The sequence below is a fragment of the Saccharopolyspora sp. 7B genome, assembly GCF_020177435.1.
Lineage (GTDB): Bacteria > Actinomycetota > Actinomycetes > Mycobacteriales > Pseudonocardiaceae > Saccharopolyspora_C > Saccharopolyspora_C gregorii.
The window spans coordinates 26,129-44,154 of sequence record NZ_JAIUKC010000028.1; the positions used below are offsets into that span (position 1 = coordinate 26,129).

Below are 18,026 nucleotides of genomic sequence, written 5' to 3' on the forward strand. Positions count from 1 at the left end.
GAGCTCAGCGGTCCGCGGCTCGGAGGGCGTTGCCTCGTTCCCAGGGAGCTGCTCGGCCGCGCGGGTCGGTGAGTTCGGGGAGCGCGGAGCGGGAGGGCTTCTCCTCGTCCGCGGAGGTCTCGGCAGCCCCGGTCTCGCCGGTGCCTGCCACCTCGTCCGGTTCCCAGCCCAGCAGGTCCGACACGGAAGCCGACTCGTCCTCGCCGAGCTCGGCGTCGGCGCCGTCGGCGGTGCGCTCCGGCCCGGTGCGCTTTGGCTCGGGGCGCCGCGGCTCGGCGAGCGCGCCCAGCGGATCCGCGGTCTGCTGCGCCACCGCGGTCGGCGTGCGCAGCGGCAACGTGGCACCCCGCACCGGGATCTCCAAACCGGCCGCCATCGCGACCGCGCGGTCCCACTCCGGGTCCCCGCTGTAGTCCGTGTGCCCCAGCACGCCCGGCACCCAGCGGCGGAACGAGAACGGCCCGCGCTGCGGATCCGGCAGCCAGTGGTCCCCGCCGAGCACCAGCGCACCCGTCGGCCCCCGCGTCGCAGGCGGCAGCGGACCCTGCGTCCCGTCCGGTCGCAACCCGACGCCGATCAGCATCCCGTCGAAGACCTGCCGGTTCCAGGTGGTCACCGCGCCGCCCAGCGGATCGGTGCCCCGGCACAGCGACCGCCAGCGCCCGTTCAACGATCCGGCCAGATCCCGCAGCGACCCGTGCGGCACCACCCCCGGGAACGCCCGCGGATAGGCCCACTGCAGCTGGGAACCCGCGGTGACCAGCCCGACCCGTTCCCGGTCGGCCTCCGGCAGCGTCTCCAGCAGCCGCGCGGTCGCCACCGCCGCCAGCAGGCTGCCCTGGCTGTGGCCGACGAGCACCACCCGGGTGTCCGGCTCGGCGAGGTGCTCGGCCGCGCGCGCCGCCAGCTCCGGCACCACCTTCAGCGCGTAGCACGGCGGCACCACCGGGTGCGCCTCGCGCGGCCAGAACAAGGTGAGGTCGCACAGGATTCCCAGGTACCGCCCCGCGGTCCGCTCCTTCGCCGCCAGCTGCACCATCCGCAGCAGCCCCGCCGCGAGCAGACCCAGCGCCAGCACGCCCAGCGCCCGCAGCCAGTCCGCCCACTCGGTGCGCGGGAAACCCCACGCCCGCAGGGCCACCGCCAGCAGCGTGCTCGCGGTCAGCACCGCGGCGACCAGCAGCAGCACGTGGTGCGAGTAGCGGCGCTGCACGTCCGCGGTCCGCCACGAACCCGCCGCGTTGCGCTGGTCCTGCTGCCTGCCCGCGTGCAACAGCGCCACCTGCTCGGGCACGTCCTCGACCCCGCTCGGCAACCAGCGGCGGACCAGCATCCAGCACCCCAGCGCCAGGCCGCCGACCAGCAGCAGCACCGCCGCGCTGCCCCAGAACAGCGCCACGTCGTCGTAGGCGTCCGGCAACCGCAGCCGCTCCGGACCGCCCAGCGCCTGCCGGAGGCTCAGCGCGAGACCCGCGCCGAAACCGGCGCCCAGCATGCACGCCAGCATCAGCACCGGCGCCGCCATCCAGCCGCCCGCCCACGGGCGCAGCTCCCGCGGCACCGAAGCCCAGCCGGGCCGGGCCAGCAGCGCCGCCGGAACCAGCAACGCCGCCACCGCCGAGCAGGTCAGCAGCAGTCCCACCGTGATCGCGTCCACGGTCGCCCCGGAACCCGGCAGCGGCGCGTTCAACGGCCCCGGCAGCACCGCCACCGCGAACAGCAGCACCGCGGCGGTCGCGACCACGACGCGGCGCGCGGTGCGGCTGAGCAGCCCGCGCACCACCGCGGCCACCGGGCCGGAACCCATCCCGCTCGGATCGTCCAGCAGCAGCGTGCCGCCCACCGACAGCACCAGCAGCAGTTCGGCGAGGATCCAGCGCGGATCGGGGTTCGGCGTCAGCGGCCCGCCCAGCGCGAGCACCGAGATCACGGCCAGCGCCCCCACCACGTGCAGCGCCCGCAGCGCAGGCGTGTCCGGGTCGGCGACGACGTTCGCGCCCGGCAGCAGCGGGGCCCGCGCCGAGTGCTTGGCGGACTCGGTGCGCCCGCCGAACGTCCGCCACGAACCGGAGACCTGCCACGACACGCTGGAGAGCCGGTGCATCAGCAGCACGACCAGCCCGAGCAGCAGCATCGCCGGTACCGCACGTACCGCCGGCACGAGGCGCAACGACTCCGGCACCTCGTCCAGGCACGGCGAACCGGGGCGCAGGCACTGCGCGGCGAGCAGGTCCAGCAGCACCACGGCCAGCTGCGCGACGAACAGCATCGTCAGCAGCAGCGCGCCCACCCGCAGCAGCGCCCGCAGCAGGCGGGACAGCAGGGCACCGACGCGGTCGCCGGACCGGGGCGGCGGCAGCATCCAGTGCGCCACGTTGCTCAACGCGAACGGGAACATCAGCGCCCAGCTGGCCTTCGCCCAGCCGCCGGAGGTCATGCCGCCCCACACGTAGCCCTCGACGATCCGGGGCACGGTGCGATCGCCCGCGGTGAGCATCGGGCCGGGCACGGGACGGCGCAGCCGGTCGGCGGGGCGCACGATGCGCCCCACCCCGTCGCCCGCCACGTCGACCGAGGCCACGGAGTCGGTGAGCGCGTCCCCGGTGGTCCCGAGGATGCCGTGCACCCGCAGCTCGACCACGCGGGTGTCGGGCCCCGGTATCTGCACTTGTGCCTCCTGGCCATCGGGTGTTGATCACTTGCCCGTGATTGTCCACCGCAGATCGACTCGTGGCGAGCCCTCGGCCACTCGATTGTGACGGCCTTCGCCCGCGCCTGTCCCGGGTTCGCCGTTGCTCGATCGAAATGCCAGGTCAGCGGATCGAGAAGGGCTTGCGCGCGCACGCAACCGGGCACGTCCGGGTGAGGTGCAGGCGTGTCGCGGGGCAGCGGCCGCGGTGCACCCACCCCCAGCGGGTGCACGGCGGCCGCCGGATGGCGGAACCGACCCCTCCGCGATTCCTCCAGCCGCGATCAGGCCCCGCCGCTCAGGCCGTTGATGTCCCTGGCCTGCCCGATCTGCAGCACCGAGCCGTTGGTGGTGCCCGAGAAGTTGTTGTGCACGACCACCCCGCGCTGCGGCTCCGGCTCCACCGCGCGCCGCTGGTCCTGCTCCAGCCGTTCCCGGTCGACCCGCGCGGCGTCGACGCCGTCGAGCAGTTCCGGGTTCACCGAGTGCTTCGGGGTGTAGAGGTAGGCGTGGTCCTCGAAGTTCTTCACCTTGACCGCGTTCGCGGCGAACTGGGAGGCGCGCTTCTTGACGTAGCCGCCGCGGACGACGTCGGTGAACACCCGCTGGGACAGGATCGCGGCCACGTAGGTGACGTCCGCGTCGGAGGCGGTGAGGATGCGGCGCACCGGTTCCGCGTCGAGCAGCCGGTGGGTCTCGTTCATCGAGGTGGACAGCCCGCTCTCCGGCACCGGCCCGAGGTGGACGCTGGCGCGCAACCGCAGCTTGAGCGCGCGGTCCCGGGCGCGGACGACCTCGTCGTGCTCGTCGAGCACCTCGTTCAGCTCGTCCAGGAACGGGTCCACCAGGAACGGGGTGTCCATCGCGTCGACGCCGAAGTAGTAGCCGTCGCCGGTGGAACTGGCGAACACCTTCGTCTGCCACAGCCGGGAGAGCCCGCACTGCTCCAGTGCCCGCTCCAGCAGCTGCGGGACGTCCCGGCTGAGCCGCTCCTGGTGCGCGCTCGGGCTGAGGCTGAAGTCCTTGGTGTCCACGGCGAACACCGCGCGGTACGGCGGGAGCTGGCTGCTGCGCCGGGCGTTCGGACTGGGTGGCATGTCTCGTCCTTCCTGGAGCGGGAGCACCCGCGGGCCGGTGCTCGCCTGGGACCAGCATCGGGCGGGGGCGCGCGAACCGGCGTCCGATTTCGGACACCGCGGTGAGTGGTCGCGATCACATCTATCGGGATCGGTGGATCTCGTCCAGCAACGCCGCCGGATCGAGCACGTGCACCCCGCCCTGCTCGGTCCGCAGCAGGCCCAGCGCGCGGAAGTCGGCGAGGCTCGCCGCCACCGAACTCCGCGCCAGTCCCAGCAGGTCCGCCAGATCGCGTTGCGGCAGCGGCACGAAGTCGTCCTGCCCGGCGCTGGCCGTCAACCGGCACAGCAGCCACGCCACCTTCGACCGGGCCGACGAGCGGGACAGCTCCGAGATCATGCTGCCGTTCGACCGCAGCTTCATGCTCAAGTAGCCGGTCAGCTGGGTGCCCAGCCCGCGGCGGCGGACGAACGCGGTGAACTCGGGACCGCGCAGCCGCTGCCCGCGGCACTCCACCACCGCGAACGCGCTCGCCGACCGCGGTCGCTCGTCGATGGCGGCCTGCTCTCCGATGGTGTCGCCCGCGGCGCGCAGCGCCAGCAGCGACCGGCCGTGGTCCGCCCGCGCGCCGACCACCTTGCACAGCCCCGAGGTCAGCACGAACACGTGATCGCCGCCCTCGCCCTCGTTGAGCAGCGCCGCACCCGGCGCGCAGCGGAACGGCCCGCCGATGCGCAGCAGCTCGGCCCAGTCCGCGGCGGACAGGTGGTCGCGGAAGCTGCGGTAGTCCTCGTCGAGCGCCACGGTGATCGATTCTGGAGCACCGGATCCGAGGTGGACGATTTTCGCGCCAGGTCAACCCTAATGGCGGTCCGCGGCCCTCGGCTGCGTATCGTCCCCGCCGTGGGGCGGCTGATCGTGATCGAAGGACTGGACGGGGCGGGCAAGCGCACGCTCGTCGACGGGCTCACCGCCCGGCTGCGGGAACGCGGCCGCAGCGTCGCGCACGCCGCCTTCCCCCGCTACACCGCCGACGTGCACGCCGAACTCGTCGCCGAAGCGCTGCACGGCGAGCACGGCGACCTCGGCGCCTCCGTGCACGGGATGGCCGTGCTGTACGCGCTGGACCGGCGCGGCGCCGCCGACGACCTGCGCGCCGACCTCGCCGCGCACGACGTGGTGCTGCTGGACCGCTACGTCGCCTCCAACGCCGCCTACGGCGCCGCCCGGCTGGGCCAGGACGTGGACGGCGACTTCGTGCGCTGGGTGCGGGAGCTGGAGGTGGAGCGCTTCGGGTTGCCGCGCCCCGACCTGCAACTGCTGCTGCAGGTGCCCGCCGACGTCGCCGCCGGGCGCGCCGAGCACCGCGAACGCACCGAGACCCGCCGCCGCGACCGGTTCGAGTCCGACTCCTCGCTGCAGCGGCGCTGCGCCGAGCTCTACGCGCGGCTCGCCGAGACCGGCTGGTGGTCGCCGTGGCTGGTCGTCGACGGCTCCGCGCGGCCCGACCACGAGGCGCTGGCCGCTCGCGTCCTCGGCTGACCGGCCACCGAGCTCCGCTGTGCCGTCGCCCGCGGCCGACTCCCCCGTTCGGCGGTACACCGCGCTCCGCGTTCGGTGCAGGCGCGACGACCTGCGGTGACGATCGGCGGGTGCTGCACGCCCCGGGAGTGAGAAGTGCAACCATGTGGGGCATGAAGGCGCGCGTGCTCGTGGTGGACGACGATCCGGCCCTGGCCGAAATGCTGACCATCGTCCTGCGGGGCGAGGGGTTCGAGACAGCCGTGGTCAGCGACGGCACCAAGGCGATGCCCGCGCTGCGCGAACTGAAACCCGACCTGGTGCTGCTCGACCTCATGCTGCCCGGCATGAACGGCATCGACGTGTGCAAGGCGATCCGCACCGAATCCGTGGTGCCCATCGTCATGCTCACCGCGAAGAGCGACACCGTGGACGTGGTGCTCGGGCTCGAATCCGGCGCCGACGACTACGTCGTCAAGCCCTTCAAGCCGAAGGAGCTCGTCGCGCGGCTGCGCGCCCGGCTGCGCCGCACCGACGCCGAACCCGCCGAGGTCCTCGCCATCGGCGACCTCAGCATCGACGTCCCCGGCCACGAGGTCACCCGCGACGGCGTGCCCATCGCGCTCACGCCCCTGGAGTTCGACCTGCTCGTGGCGCTGGCCCGCAAACCGCGCCAGGTGTTCACCCGCGAAGTGCTGCTCGAACAGGTCTGGGGCTACCGGCACGCCGCCGACACCCGCCTGGTCAACGTCCACGTGCAACGGCTGCGGTCCAAGGTCGAGCGCGACCCGGAACGGCCCGAGGTGGTGCTGACGGTCCGCGGCGTCGGGTACAAGGCCGGCCCCCCGTGATCCGGAGACCGGCGCGTTGAGCGGATGGGCGAGCCGGGGCGGCGTGCTGCACCGGTGGGGGGCGCGCGCCCGCGTCGAGGTCCGCGAGCGCTGGCAGCGCTTCGAACGCGTGTGGCGGCGGTCCATGCAGCTGCGCGTCGTCGTCAGCACGCTCGCGCTGTCGTCCGTGGTCATCTGCGTGCTCGGGATGGTGCTGCAGACGCAGATCACCTACCAGCTGATGACCGCGAAGGAAGACGCCGCGATCTCGCAGGTCCGCTACAGCCTGCCCGTGCTGGAACGCGAGCTGACCGCGGTCGACCCGAACTCCGACGACGTCTCCCAGCAGCTCGAACAAGCGCTCAACCGGCTCACCACGCCCAACTCGGGACGTCCCAGCACCGAAGCCTCCGCGGGCGCCTTCGACCCGGTGCTCGTCGACGGCTCCGACGCCGAATCCGAGGCGCAGCCCTCCGCCGGTCCCATCGACGACGTGCCCGAGGAACTGCGCCGGTTCGTCGAGCAGGGCGAGCTCGCCAAGCAGATCACCACCGTGCAGCGCGGACCCGAGCCGGTCACGATGCTCGTCGTCGGCACCCCCGTGGACAGCTCGACCCGGTCCTTGCAGGCCTACCTGTTGTTCCCGCTGACGTCCGAGAAGGACACCCTCAACGTCGTGCAGAGCACGCTGCTCGTCGGCGGTCTCGTGCTCGTGGTGCTGCTCGGCGCCATCACCAACCTCGTCACCCGCCAAGTGGTGCGCCCCGTGCGGCAGGCCGCGGAGAACGCCGCGCGGCTCGCCGACGGCGACCTCGACCAGCGGATGCGGGTGATCGGCGAGGACGACGTGGCCCGGCTGGCCGAATCCTTCAACGAGATGGCCGACAGCCTCAAGCAGCAGATCAAGCAGCTGGAGGAGTTCGGCCAGCTGCAGCGCCGCTTCACCTCCGACGTCTCGCACGAACTGCGCACCCCGCTGACCACCGTCCGGATGGCCGCCGACGTGCTGCACGCCTCCCGCGAGCAGTTCCCGCCCGGGCTGGCCCGCTCCACCGAACTCCTCGTCGACGAGCTCGACCGGTTCGAATCGCTGCTCGCCGACCTGCTGGAGATCTCCCGGCTCGACGCGGGCGTCGCCGAACTCTCCGCGGAACCGCTCGACCTGCCCGCCATCGTGCAGCGCGCCGTCGACTCGGTGCGCGGCATCGCCGAGACCAGCGGCGTCCCGCTGCGCGTCGAAGTGCCCGCCGTCGACCTCGACCTCGTCGCGGACGCGCGCCGCGTCGAGCGGATCGTGCGCAACCTCATCGCCAACGCCATCGACCACGCCGAAGGCGGACCCGTCGAAGTGCGCTTCGGCGCCGGCCAGGACGCCGTCGCCGTCAGCATCCGCGACTACGGCGTCGGCCTGCGGCCCGGCGAAGCGGAACTCGTGTTCACCCGGTTCTGGCGCGCCGACCCGTCCCGCAACCGGCGCACCGGCGGCACCGGGCTCGGCCTGTCCATCAGCTCCGAGGACGCCCGGCTGCACGGCGGCGTGCTCGACGCGTGGGGCGAGCCGGGCTCCGGATCCTGCTTCCGGCTCACCCTGCCGCGCGAACCCGGCCGCGAGTTCGGCGAAAGCCCGCTGGCCCTGCCGTCGGGACGACGCATCGCCGCACCCGGCGCGCTGCTCGCCCGCACCGTCGACGCGCACGCCGACGGCGAACCCGACGGCGAACCTGCCGTCCGCGACACCGGCCCGGCACGGTTGTCCGAACCGGCCCCGGCCGAGCCCCCGCCGCACGCCCGGCCGGCCCGGGCACGGCTCGAACCGGGACGTTCCGACCGGGCCGGGGAACAGGTCGCCGAACGAGGTGGGGAGGACCCGAGATGATCAGCCGCCGGCTCGTCGCGCTCGCCGTGGCGGTGCTCCCGCTCGCCGCCTGCGCCTCCATCCCGGAACGCTCCGACCCGATGGCCGTGCCGCTGACCGACCACGGCGTCTCCCGCACCACCACGCCGGAACCGCCGCGCGCCACCGATCCCGTCGACATCGTGCGCAGCTTCGTCGACTCCGGCTCCACCCGGGAGACCGGCTACGCGTTCGCCCGCACCCACCTCATCCCCGAAGCCGAGCGGCGCTGGGAACCGGCGAGCTCGGTGCTCATCGTCGACAACATCGACACCATTCCGGTGCCCCCCGCCCCGGGCCAGCCCGACGGGGAACGCCTCGTCAGCCTGCAAGCGGACCGGGTCGGGCGGCTGCGCGCCGATTCCTCCTTCGTGCCCGAGACCGGGCCGTACGAAGTGCGCGTCCCCGTGCAGCGGGGCCGGGACGGCCGGTGGCTGATCGCCGTGCCGCCGTCCGACATGGTCATCAGCCGCACCTCGTTCGAGAACGACTTCATGCCGGTGCCGATCTACTTCGCCGACCACGACGGCGCCGGCGTCGTCCCCGACCTGCGGTGGATCGGATCGCAACCCGACAGCACGCTGCCGCGGCGCGTCGTCGAGCTGCTCATCGGCGGCCCGTCCGAGGGCTTCGAGAAGGCGATGGGCAGCAAGCTGCCGCCGAACGCGAGCCTCAAGACCAACGCCACCGAAGCCGACGACGGTGCGCTCGTGGTCAACCTCGGCGAACTCGGCGAACCCGACCTCGAAGCCCGCCGGATGATCGCCGCCCAGGTGGTGCTGTCGCTGCAGAGCGTCAGCAAGGCGCGCGTCCGGCTCCAGGAGGACGGGGTCGAGCTGCTGCCCGGCGAGCGGGACCTGCAACCCGCCGACGTCGCCTCCTACGAGAGCGACAACGCGTTGCGCCCCGGCACGCCCGGCCTCGTCGTGATCGGTGAACGGTTGCACGCGCTCGACGAGGACACCCGGCCCGTGCCCGGCCCCGCGGGGTCCGGCGCGCTGGAAGTCCTGCAAGGCGCGCAATCCATCGACGGCACCCGGCTCGCGGCGGCCACCCGCAACCCGTCCGGCCAGGTCGACCTGCGGATCGGCGCGTACGGCTCCGCCGACCTGCCCGCGGTCCCGCTCACCGGCAGCTTCATGTCCCGCCCCACCTGGCGCGACGACAACGAGGTGTGGACCGTGGTCAACGGGCGCGGGGTGTTCCGCGCGATCGAGGAGAACGGCAGCTGGACCGTCCGGCCGGTCGACGTCGCCGAGTTCGCAGGCGGACGGGAGATCAAGGAGCTGCGGCTCTCGCACGACGGGACCCGGGCCGTCGGCGTCGTCGACGGGACCATCGTCGTCGCCGGGGTCGTCGACGAGGACGGCCGCGTCGCGCTGCGGCACCCCGTGGTGCTCGGCGCCGACCGCGGCTTCGACGTCACCCACGTCGACTGGCTCACCGACCGGTCACTCGTCGCCACCACCGACGGGTCCTCCCCGGTCATGGAGGTGTCCGTCGACGGGTTCAAGTGGACCGGGTACGCCTCCGCGAACCTCACCCAGCCGATCAACGCCGTCACCGTCGGTCCCGGCAAGCGGGTCGTCGTCGCCGACCAGAGCTGGCTGTGGGAGGCGGGGGAGCCGAAGGCGGTGTGGAGCGTGCTGCCCGGCCAGATCGGCGGGAACTCGATCCCGTTCTTCCCCGGCTGATCCTGGCCCTGCCGCGTCGACGGGCGGGTGGCGGAGCCTCGGCGGGTTCCCCGCCGCGGGAACGGTCGTCACCGGTGGCTGCGCCGCAGGAGGCGACGCCGTCCCCGCGAGGACACCGCTGGACCCGCGGGGGTCCTGCTGCTCCGGTGGTCGGCTGTGGGATCGACCGCCCCGGTTCGGCGGTGCCGCCGACTCGCTCCGGTGTGTCGGATGGGGAGATCGCGCAGGATCGGGGCGTGCGTGGATCGGGTGAGCAGTGGGGGAGAGCGGGCGGGGCCGTCGCGGTCGCGATCGGCGGACTGGTGGACCGGGTGCTGCCGCTGCGGTGCGCGGGGTGCGCGCGGCCCGGCACCGGGTGGTGCACCGGCTGCGGGCGGGAACTCGGCGGGCTGCGCAAGGTGGTCCGCGAGCTGCCCGCGCCGCCCGGCGCTCGTGCCCCGATGCCGCCGGTGTTCGCGCTCGGCCGGTACCGCGGCGCGGCGCGGCGCGCCATCATCGCCTACAAGGTCGCCGGCCGCCGCGACCTGGCCGAACCCTTCGGTCGCGCGCTCGCCGACGGGCTCGGCGGAATCACCGGGTGGGCACCGGAGCTCGTGCCCGCCGCCCGGGCGGCGCATGCGTCCGCCGGGCCGTCCGGTCCGGACCGAGCGGTCGAGGCCCCGCGCTGGAACCTGGTGCCCGCCCCGTCGCGCCCGATCACCTCGCGCCGCCGGGGCGGCGCGCACATGAGCCGGGTGGCGCGCCGGGCCGCCGCCGCGCTCGCCGACCGCGGCACGGACGCGACCGTCGCCGACTGCCTGACCACCGGACCGGGCGCCCGTGACTCGGCGGGCCGCACCGCGCAGCAGCGGCTGCACGATCTGGCGGGCCGCTCGGCGGTGCTGCCGGACCGCGCGCCCCCGCCGGGAGAACCGGTGCTGCTGGTCGACGACGTGCTCACCACCGGCGCCACGGTCGCGAGCTCGGTGGGTGCGCTGGCGGTCCACGGCGTGCCGGTCACCGCCGTCCTGGTGCTGACCGCGACCGGCGGTTGACCCGTTCGTGCGGACCGGCATCCGGGTGGAACTCCGCCCGGCCCTTCGTTCGTTCAGTGGGTATGAGCAGTCGACAGGATCCGGCGCCGGGCGCCGCGCCCGGCGGGGACCGGGCATCGCGCCCGTTGCGGCACGTAGCCGCAAGTCGATCTAGCTTCCCCCGAACGAGTGAGACGAGTGGGATGGGACACGCCGACGAAACGCGTTGGGCAAGCCTCGCGCGTCGCCCGCTCAGCCCCGCACATCACGCTCGGTGGCGGCTTGACGTCGCCCGTCTCGGGGGCTGTTTCCCGTTGGCGAAGTTAGCTAACGTGCCTGCATTCAGTCGTACCCGGGCTTTCGGGAAGGAGTGAGAACCCCATGTCCCTGGCGCCGGAAGCGAGCTGAGAACACCGCTGCACCGGCGCCTCCGTGCGGACACGTCCACGGGATGTACGCGAGGAACGGAGGTCGTGAATGGACATCGTCGTCAAGGGTCGCAACGTTGAGGTTCCCGAGCACTACCGGGAGCACATCGCTGAGAAGCTGACCCGGCTGGAGCGCTACGACAGGAAGACCATTCGGGCGGACGTGGAGCTGTTCCACGAACGCAACCCGCGACAGGCGAAGAGCTGCCAGCGCGTCGAGATCACCCTGAAGAGCCGCGGTCCCGCAGTGCGGGCCGAAGCGTGCGCAGGTGACTTCTACGCCGCGCTCGACTCGGCGACGAGCAAGCTGGAGAACCGGCTCCGCCGCATGCACGACCGCAGAAAGGTCCACTACGGCCGGCACAAGTCCACCTCCGTCGCCGAGGCCACCTCGGCGAACACCTCCCAGACCGTCGCGGCGGCGGGTTCCAGCGCCGTCGGATTGCTCGAAGCCCCCGCGGAGGAAGCAGTGGAAGCCGCCGTCGACATCGACCTCCCCGCAGGAACCGGCGCGACCGGGACCGGCCGCGGTGTCCCCCAGCCGCGCGGCAGCTCCGACGACGGCTACGAACCGGGCCGGATCGTCCGGGAGAAGGAGCACACCGCCACACCCATGACCGTCGACCAAGCCCTCTACGAGATGGAACTGGTCGGCCACGACTTCTACCTGTTCTCCGACGCCGACACCGGCTGCGCGAGCGTGGTGTACCGGCGCCGAGGATTCGACTACGGGGTGATCCGGCTGGCAGGCTGACCCGATGATCGACCGGGCGTCCGGCGAGTCTGCGCCAGCGCCCGACCCCGCCGACCGTCCCCCGCGTACCGTGTGCGCGGGGGACGGTCGCCGTCCGGGGCCCGGTACCGACCGATCGCTCCTCGGGAATCGCCCACCGGGTGACCCGGCTCTAATACGATGACCACAAGGCGTCCTTGACGGGCGCATCACGATCAGCTAGTGAGGTCGACCGGATGGTCCTGTCCCGACTGCTCCGCGCCGGCGAGGGCAAGACGCTCAAGCGCCTCCGCGCCATCGCGAAGCACATCAACGAGCTCGAAGACGAAGTGCTCGCGCTCTCCGACGCAGAACTGCGGGCCAAGACCGACGAGTTCAAGCGCCGCTACAACGACGGCGAGACCCTGGACGAACTGCTTCCCGAGGCGTTCACGGTGGCACGCGAAGGTGCGCACCGCACTCTCGGCCAGCGGCACTACGACGTCCAGCTCATGGGTGGCGCGGCCCTGCACCTCGGCCAGATCGCCGAGATGCGCACCGGTGAGGGCAAGACCCTGACCTGCGTCCTGCCCGCCTACCTGAACGCCATCGCGGGCAAGGGCGTCCACGTCGTCACGGTCAACGACTACCTGGCCAAGCGCGACTCCGACTGGATGGGCCGCGTGCACCGCTTCCTGGGGCTCGACGTCGGTGCGATCACCGCCGACATGACCCCGGAGCAGCGCCGTGCCGCCTACGAAGCGGACATCACCTACGGCACGAACAACGAGTTCGGCTTCGACTACCTGCGCGACAACATGGCGTGGAGCCTGTCCGACTGCGTGCAGCGCGGGCACTTCTTCTCCATCGTCGACGAGGTCGACTCGATCCTCATCGACGAGGCCCGCACGCCGCTGATCATCTCCGGCCCCGCCGACCAGTCCTCGCGCTGGTACCAGGAGTTCGCGCGGCTCGCGCCGATGCTGCACAAGGACGTCCACTACGAGGTCGACGAGCGCAAGCGCACCGTCGGCGTCACCGAGGACGGCGTCACGATCATCGAGGACCAGCTCGGGATCGAGAACCTCTACGAGGCCGCGAACACCCCGCTGGTCGGCTACCTGAACAACGCGCTCAAGGCCAAGGAGCTCTACAAGCGCGACAAGGACTACATCGTCCGCGACGGCGAAGTCACCATCGTCGACGAGTTCACCGGCCGAATCCTGCACGGTCGCCGCTACAACGAGGGCATGCACCAGGCGATCGAGGCCAAGGAAGGCGTCGAGATCAAGGCCGAGAACCAGACGCTGGCCACGATCACGCTGCAGAACTACTTCCGCCTCTACGAGAAGCTGGCCGGCATGACCGGTACGGCCCAGACGGAGGCCGCGGAGTTCCAGGGCACCTACAAGCTCGGCGTCGTCAGCATCCCGACGAACGAGCCGATGGCCCGCAAGGACCAGCCCGACCTGGTCTACAAGAGCGAGGCCGCCAAGTTCGAGGCCGTCGCCGAGGACATCGAGGAGAAGCACCGCACCGGGCAGCCGGTGCTGGTCGGCACCACCAGCGTCGAGCGCTCCGAGCACCTGGCGAAGCTGCTGACGAAGAAGGGCGTGCCGCACAGCGTGCTCAACGCCAAGCACCACGAGTCGGAGGCGGGCATCGTCGCCGAGGCGGGGCGCAAGGGCGCGGTCACGGTCGCCACCAACATGGCTGGCCGCGGTACCGACATCGTGCTCGGCGGCAACGTCGACCACATCGCCGACGCCGAGCTGCGGCGCCACGGCCTCGACCCGGTGCAGCACCGCGAGCAGTACGAGGCGGAGTGGCCGGGCGTCGTCGAGAAGGTCAAGGCCCAGGTGAAGGCGGAGGCCGAAGAGGTCCGCGCCGCGGGCGGCCTGTACGTGCTGGGCACCGAGCGGCACGAGTCGCGCCGCATCGACAACCAGCTGCGCGGTCGTTCCGGCCGCCAGGGCGACCCCGGTGAGTCCCGCTTCTACCTGTCGCTCGGTGACGAGCTGATGCGCCGGTTCAACGCGGCCATGGTCGAGACGGTGATGACCCGGCTGAAGGTGCCGGACGACGTGCCGATCGAGAACGGCATGGTCACCAAGGCCATCCGCAGCGCTCAGACCCAGGTCGAGCAGCAGAACATGGAGATCCGCAAGAACGTCCTCAAGTACGACGAGGTCATGAACCAGCAGCGCACGGTGATCTACGCCGAGCGCCGCCGGGTCCTGGAGGGCGAGGACCTGCGCGAGCAGGTCCGCCACATGATCAAGGACGTGACCGCGGCCTACGTCGGCGGCGCCACCGCCGAGGGCTACGCCGAGGACTGGGACTTCGACAAGCTCTGGACGGCGCTGAAGGCGCTGTACCCGGTCCAGCTGGACTGGGAAGAGCTGGTCGAGTCCGAGGAGGACGTCAGCAAGGAGCTGCTCCAGGAAGCCGTCCTCAACGACGCCTGGGACGCCTACGACCGCCGCGAGGCCGAGGTCGACGGCAAGGTCGGCACGGGCGCCATGCGTGAGCTGGAGCGCCGGGTGGTGCTGAGCGTGCTGGACCGCAAGTGGCGCGAGCACCTCTACGAGATGGACTACCTGAAGGAAGGCATCGGACTGCGTGCCATGGCGCAGCGCGACCCGCTGGTGGAGTACCGGCGGGAAGGCTTCGACATGTTCCACGCGATGCTGGAGGCGTTGAAGGAGGAGTCGATCAGCTTCTTGTTCAACGTGCAGGTGGAGGCGGCCGAGCCGGAGCCCGCTCCGGAGCAGCCGTCGGTGCCGGTGTCGGTGAGCCGTTCCGACGGGTCCGACTTCCCGACCGACGTGCAGCCGGCCGTCGCGCGCGAACCGCGGGGCGCCGCCGCTGCGCAGCCGACCGGCGAGGCCGCGCAGCCGCGGTCCAAGCGCGCCAGGGCGGCCGGACCGGCGATGAGCCAGCTCGGCGGTGGCACGGTCGGTGGCGACGGCACGCAGAACGCGTTCGGCGGGCAGGGCTTCGGCGCTCCGCCGCAGCGTCCGCGGCTGAACTACTCCGGCCCCAGCGAGTCGGGCGAGGTGCGCACCAACACCGAGCGCGGCACCGGTGAGGACGCCAACGGCGGTACCCGGCGCGAGCGCCGTGCCGCGGCCCGGGAAGAGGCCAAGAAGAACAAGCGGAACTGACCTTCCGCCCGAAGCACCACCGCGGCGCCCCGCACTCCCCGTCGAGTGCGGGGCGCCGTCGTGTCGGGGCCCGGCTTTCAGACGGCGGCCAGGAAGGTGCACAGCCATCCCGCCTCACCCCGCTCCCAGCGCAGCACGACCGCGCGGGTCCGCTTCGGAGAGGAGATGACCGCGCAGCCCTCGACCAGGTCCGCGCCCACCGGACGCGCGTGCAGGGAGTGCAGCCGGGCCCGCGGCTCGTGCAGGACCTGCCGCAGCGCGTTCGACTTGAGCAGGGCGTGCACGGCGGGGGAGATCCGGGACTTGATCTGGCTGAGCGGCCGACGACCGAGCAGCACGTCCACCACCGGTTCGCCGAGCCTGGCCGCGAGCGCGCCGGAGCTGCGGTCGGCCGGTGCACCGGCCGGGTTGGCGAACAGGGTGCGCCGTGGAACGGCAGGCGCTCGTTCCGGGACCGTGCGTTCTCGGTCCGGGCGGACCGGAGCCGGGATGACCGCGGAAGCGTGGACCGGGACCGGGTGACCGGAAACCGCGTGCACCGGTTCTCGGCGGACCGGGTTCCCGGTGGAGCGAGCAGTGGGCGGCAGCGGTGTGGCGGGGGCGGGCATGGCACCTCCAGGGCGGTTCGCGGCGACCGGAGTCGGCCGGTCTCGTGGGGTAGAGGGCCGAGACCCCGGATCACGGTCGTCTCCCGGCGAGATCGCCCCGAAGGTGTGAGCCGAGGCCCGAGCCGGCGCAACCCGGCGTTCATCCGCCGTGACCTGCGATTTCCCCTTAAGAGGGGGGTGGTGTTCAGGGCCCTGTGGGCGTCCTGTAGATTTCTTTCTGCCAGCACGGAACGGGCCGAAAACGAATCGGGCCGGGTGCGGCGGGGTCGCGAAACGGGCTTCCAGGTGACTGGTAGAGTGAGTGACCTGATGGATCAACTCTAAACGGCAGGCCGGTGGCGGATGTTTCGCCTGTGGGTGTGGCGGGATGCGGGAACGCGGAACTGACCCCCCTGAAACGGCCGGAAATCGGGCCTGCTAGAGTTTGAAACATCGCAAGAACGAAAGACGAAATAACGACTCCCCGGAGTTCGCGACCCTGAATGCAGGGGTTGTGGGTGATGGTGTGGGTGTGTTCTTTGAGAACTCAACAGCGTGCCGATGATGGTGAGTGGTAAACTCATCTTGATGAATTATATGCCTCGGTTTTCTTTGGATGGCCGGGGTGCCTCGTTTTTTTCGGGGCAGGATTTTCTCTGAGACATTGTTGGAGAGTTTGATCCTGGCTCAGGACGAACGCTGGCGGCGTGCTTAACACATGCAAGTCGAACGCTGAAGCCCTTTCGGGGGTGGATGAGTGGCGAACGGGTGAGTAACACGTGGGTAATCTGCCCTGCACTCTGGGATAAGCCTTGGAAACGGGGTCTAATACCGGATAGGACACGTGGCCGCATGGTCTGCGTGTGGAAAGTTCCGGCGGTGCAGGTTGAGCCCGCGGCCTATCAGCTTGTTGGTGGGGTGATGGCCTACCAAGGCGACGACGGGTAGCCGGCCTGAGAGGGTGACCGGCCACACTGGGACTGAGACACGGCCCAGACTCCTACGGGAGGCAGCAGTGGGGAATCTTGCGCAATGGGCGAAAGCCTGACGCAGCAACGCCGCGTGGGGGATGACGGCCTTCGGGTTGTAAACCTCTTTCGACATCGACGAAGCCTTCGGGTGACGGTAGGTGTAGAAGAAGCACCGGCTAACTACGTGCCAGCAGCCGCGGTAATACGTAGGGTGCGAGCGTTGTCCGGAATTATTGGGCGTAAAGAGCTCGTAGGCGGTTTGTCGCGTCGGCCGTGAAAACCTGCCGCTTAACGGTGGGCGTGCGGTCGATACGGGCAGACTTGAGTTCGGTAGGGGAGACTGGAATTCCTGGTGTAGCGGTGAAATGCGCAGATATCAGGAGGAACACCGGTGGCGAAGGCGGGTCTCTGGGCCGATACTGACGCTGAGGAGCGAAAGCGTGGGGAGCGAACAGGATTAGATACCCTGGTAGTCCACGCCGTAAACGGTGGGCGCTAGGTGTGGGGACTGTTTCCACGGTTCCTGTGCCGTAGCTAACGCATTAAGCGCCCCGCCTGGGGAGTACGGCCGCAAGGCTAAAACTCAAAGGAATTGACGGGGGCCCGCACAAGCGGCGGAGCATGTGGATTAATTCGATGCAACGCGAAGAACCTTACCTGGGTTTGACATGCACAGGATCGCCCCTGAGAGGGGGTTTCCCTTGTGGCCTGTGTGCAGGTGGTGCATGGCTGTCGTCAGCTCGTGTCGTGAGATGTTGGGTTAAGTCCCGCAACGAGCGCAACCCTTGTCCTGTGTTGCCAGCACGTGATGGTGGGGACTCGCAGGAGACTGCCGGGGTCAACTCGGAGGAAGGTGGGGATGACGTCAAGTCATCATGCCCCTTATGCCCAGGGCTTCACACATGCTACAATGGCTGGTACAGAGGGTGGCGATACCGTGAGGTGGAGCGAATCCTTAAAGCCGGTCTCAGTTCGGATCGGGGTCTGCAACTCGACCCCGTGAAGTCGGAGTCGCTAGTAATCGCAGATCAGCAGTGCTGCGGTGAATACGTTCCCGGGCCTTGTACACACCGCCCGTCACGTCATGAAAGTCGGTAACACCCGAAGCCCATGGCCCAACCGGTTCGCCCGGGGGGAGTGGTCGAAGGTGGGACTGGCGATTGGGACGAAGTCGTAACAAGGTAGCCGTACCGGAAGGTGCGGCTGGATCACCTCCTTTCTAAGGAGCAATACACATCCGCGGACACTGGTTTCGACTGGTGTTGGTGGGGTGTCCAGGGTTGAGAAGACATGTGTTCTTCTGTTCTGGGTGCTCGAGGATTTAGTGGAAATGCCGCTCGGAGTTTTCGTTGTCGTGCACGCTGTTGGGTGTCTGAGGGGACACACTGGTGACTGCGGCCCTTATTGTGGGTTGTGGTTGGTGTCTTTTCGGTTGTTGTTTGA

11 protein-coding genes and 1 rRNA gene are annotated in these 18,026 nt (G+C 70.8%); 8 read left to right on the top strand and 4 right to left on the bottom strand.

The features are described from left to right. Nucleotides 1-4: 4 nt before the first annotated feature. The 3 genes from LCD33_RS05665 to LCD33_RS05675 form a co-directional block, all read right to left on the bottom strand. Entirely contained in the window at nucleotides 5-2,668 is a 2,664-nt protein-coding gene (locus LCD33_RS05665) for a hypothetical protein (protein WP_224959265.1), read from the bottom strand. Between the two features lie 305 nt (nucleotides 2,669-2,973). Continuing rightward, a complete protein-coding gene (locus LCD33_RS05670; protein WP_224959263.1) occupies nucleotides 2,974-3,786 on the bottom strand; it encodes a hypothetical protein in 813 nt (270 codons plus the stop codon). Nucleotides 3,787-3,907: 121 nt separating this feature from the next. Next, complete coding sequence (locus tag LCD33_RS05675) at nucleotides 3,908-4,570, bottom strand: Crp/Fnr family transcriptional regulator (protein ID WP_224959262.1); 663 nt, start codon at nucleotides 4,568-4,570, stop codon at nucleotides 3,908-3,910. A gap of 99 nt (nucleotides 4,571-4,669) precedes the next feature. Between LCD33_RS05675 and LCD33_RS05680 the strand changes: the two genes are divergently transcribed. The 7 genes from LCD33_RS05680 to secA all read left to right on the top strand — a co-directional run bounded on the left by LCD33_RS05680 (nucleotide 4,670) and on the right by secA (nucleotide 15,025). Then, entirely contained in the window at nucleotides 4,670-5,308 is a 639-nt protein-coding gene (locus LCD33_RS05680) for a dTMP kinase (protein WP_224959261.1), read from the top strand. Between the two features lie 152 nt (nucleotides 5,309-5,460). After that, nucleotides 5,461-6,138: an MtrAB system response regulator MtrA gene (gene mtrA, locus LCD33_RS05685; protein ID WP_224959260.1), complete on the top strand. Its 678-nt coding sequence runs from the start codon at nucleotides 5,461-5,463 to the stop codon at nucleotides 6,136-6,138. A gap of 16 nt (nucleotides 6,139-6,154) precedes the next feature. Further along, complete coding sequence (mtrB, locus tag LCD33_RS05690) at nucleotides 6,155-7,993, top strand: MtrAB system histidine kinase MtrB (RefSeq protein WP_255615415.1); 1,839 nt, start codon at nucleotides 6,155-6,157, stop codon at nucleotides 7,991-7,993. Next, nucleotides 7,990-9,705, top strand: a complete 1,716-nt coding sequence (locus LCD33_RS05695; protein ID WP_224977587.1) for an LpqB family beta-propeller domain-containing protein — start codon at nucleotides 7,990-7,992, stop codon at nucleotides 9,703-9,705. The genes mtrB and LCD33_RS05695 overlap by 4 nt, the downstream gene beginning before the upstream one ends. A 236-nt stretch (nucleotides 9,706-9,941) precedes the next feature. Next, nucleotides 9,942-10,739, top strand: coding sequence for a ComF family protein (locus LCD33_RS05700; RefSeq protein WP_224977588.1), 798 nt, complete (start codon nucleotides 9,942-9,944; stop codon nucleotides 10,737-10,739). Between the two features lie 456 nt (nucleotides 10,740-11,195). Beyond that, the gene (gene hpf / locus LCD33_RS05705; protein ID WP_224967518.1) at nucleotides 11,196-11,900 is read left to right on the top strand and encodes a ribosome hibernation-promoting factor, HPF/YfiA family; all 705 of its coding nucleotides are present in this window, start codon (nucleotides 11,196-11,198) and stop codon (nucleotides 11,898-11,900) included. 215 nt (nucleotides 11,901-12,115) lie between these two features. After that, nucleotides 12,116-15,025: a preprotein translocase subunit SecA gene (gene secA / locus LCD33_RS05710; RefSeq protein ID WP_224967516.1), complete on the top strand. Its 2,910-nt coding sequence runs from the start codon at nucleotides 12,116-12,118 to the stop codon at nucleotides 15,023-15,025. Nucleotides 15,026-15,102: 77 nt separating this feature from the next. Here the strand turns inward: secA and LCD33_RS05715 are convergent, their stop codons facing one another. Further along, nucleotides 15,103-15,633: an Rv3235 family protein gene (locus tag LCD33_RS05715; RefSeq protein WP_224967514.1), complete on the bottom strand. Its 531-nt coding sequence runs from the start codon at nucleotides 15,631-15,633 to the stop codon at nucleotides 15,103-15,105. Nucleotides 15,634-16,276: 643 nt separating this feature from the next. Here LCD33_RS05715 and LCD33_RS05720 point away from each other — a divergent pair. Beyond that, nucleotides 16,277-17,802, top strand: a 16S ribosomal RNA gene (locus LCD33_RS05720). Nucleotides 17,803-18,026 lie beyond the last annotated feature (224 nt).

What these genes read in the sequence shown, in the direction of transcription:
- hpf (WP_224967518.1), top strand. Translation starts at nt 11,196, where the DNA reads ATGGACATCGTCGTCAAGGGTCGCAACGTTGAGGTTCCCGAGCACTAC.
- LCD33_RS05670 (WP_224959263.1), bottom strand. Translation starts at nt 3,786, where the DNA reads ATGCCACCCAGTCCGAACGCCCGGCGCAGCAGCCAGCTCCCGCCGTAC.
- mtrA (WP_224959260.1), top strand. Translation starts at nt 5,461, where the DNA reads ATGAAGGCGCGCGTGCTCGTGGTGGACGACGATCCGGCCCTGGCCGAA.
- LCD33_RS05715 (WP_224967514.1), bottom strand. Translation starts at nt 15,633, where the DNA reads ATGCCCGCCCCCGCCACACCGCTGCCGCCCACTGCTCGCTCCACCGGG.
- secA (WP_224967516.1), top strand. Translation starts at nt 12,116, where the DNA reads ATGGTCCTGTCCCGACTGCTCCGCGCCGGCGAGGGCAAGACGCTCAAG.
- LCD33_RS05695 (WP_224977587.1), top strand. Translation starts at nt 7,990, where the DNA reads ATGATCAGCCGCCGGCTCGTCGCGCTCGCCGTGGCGGTGCTCCCGCTC.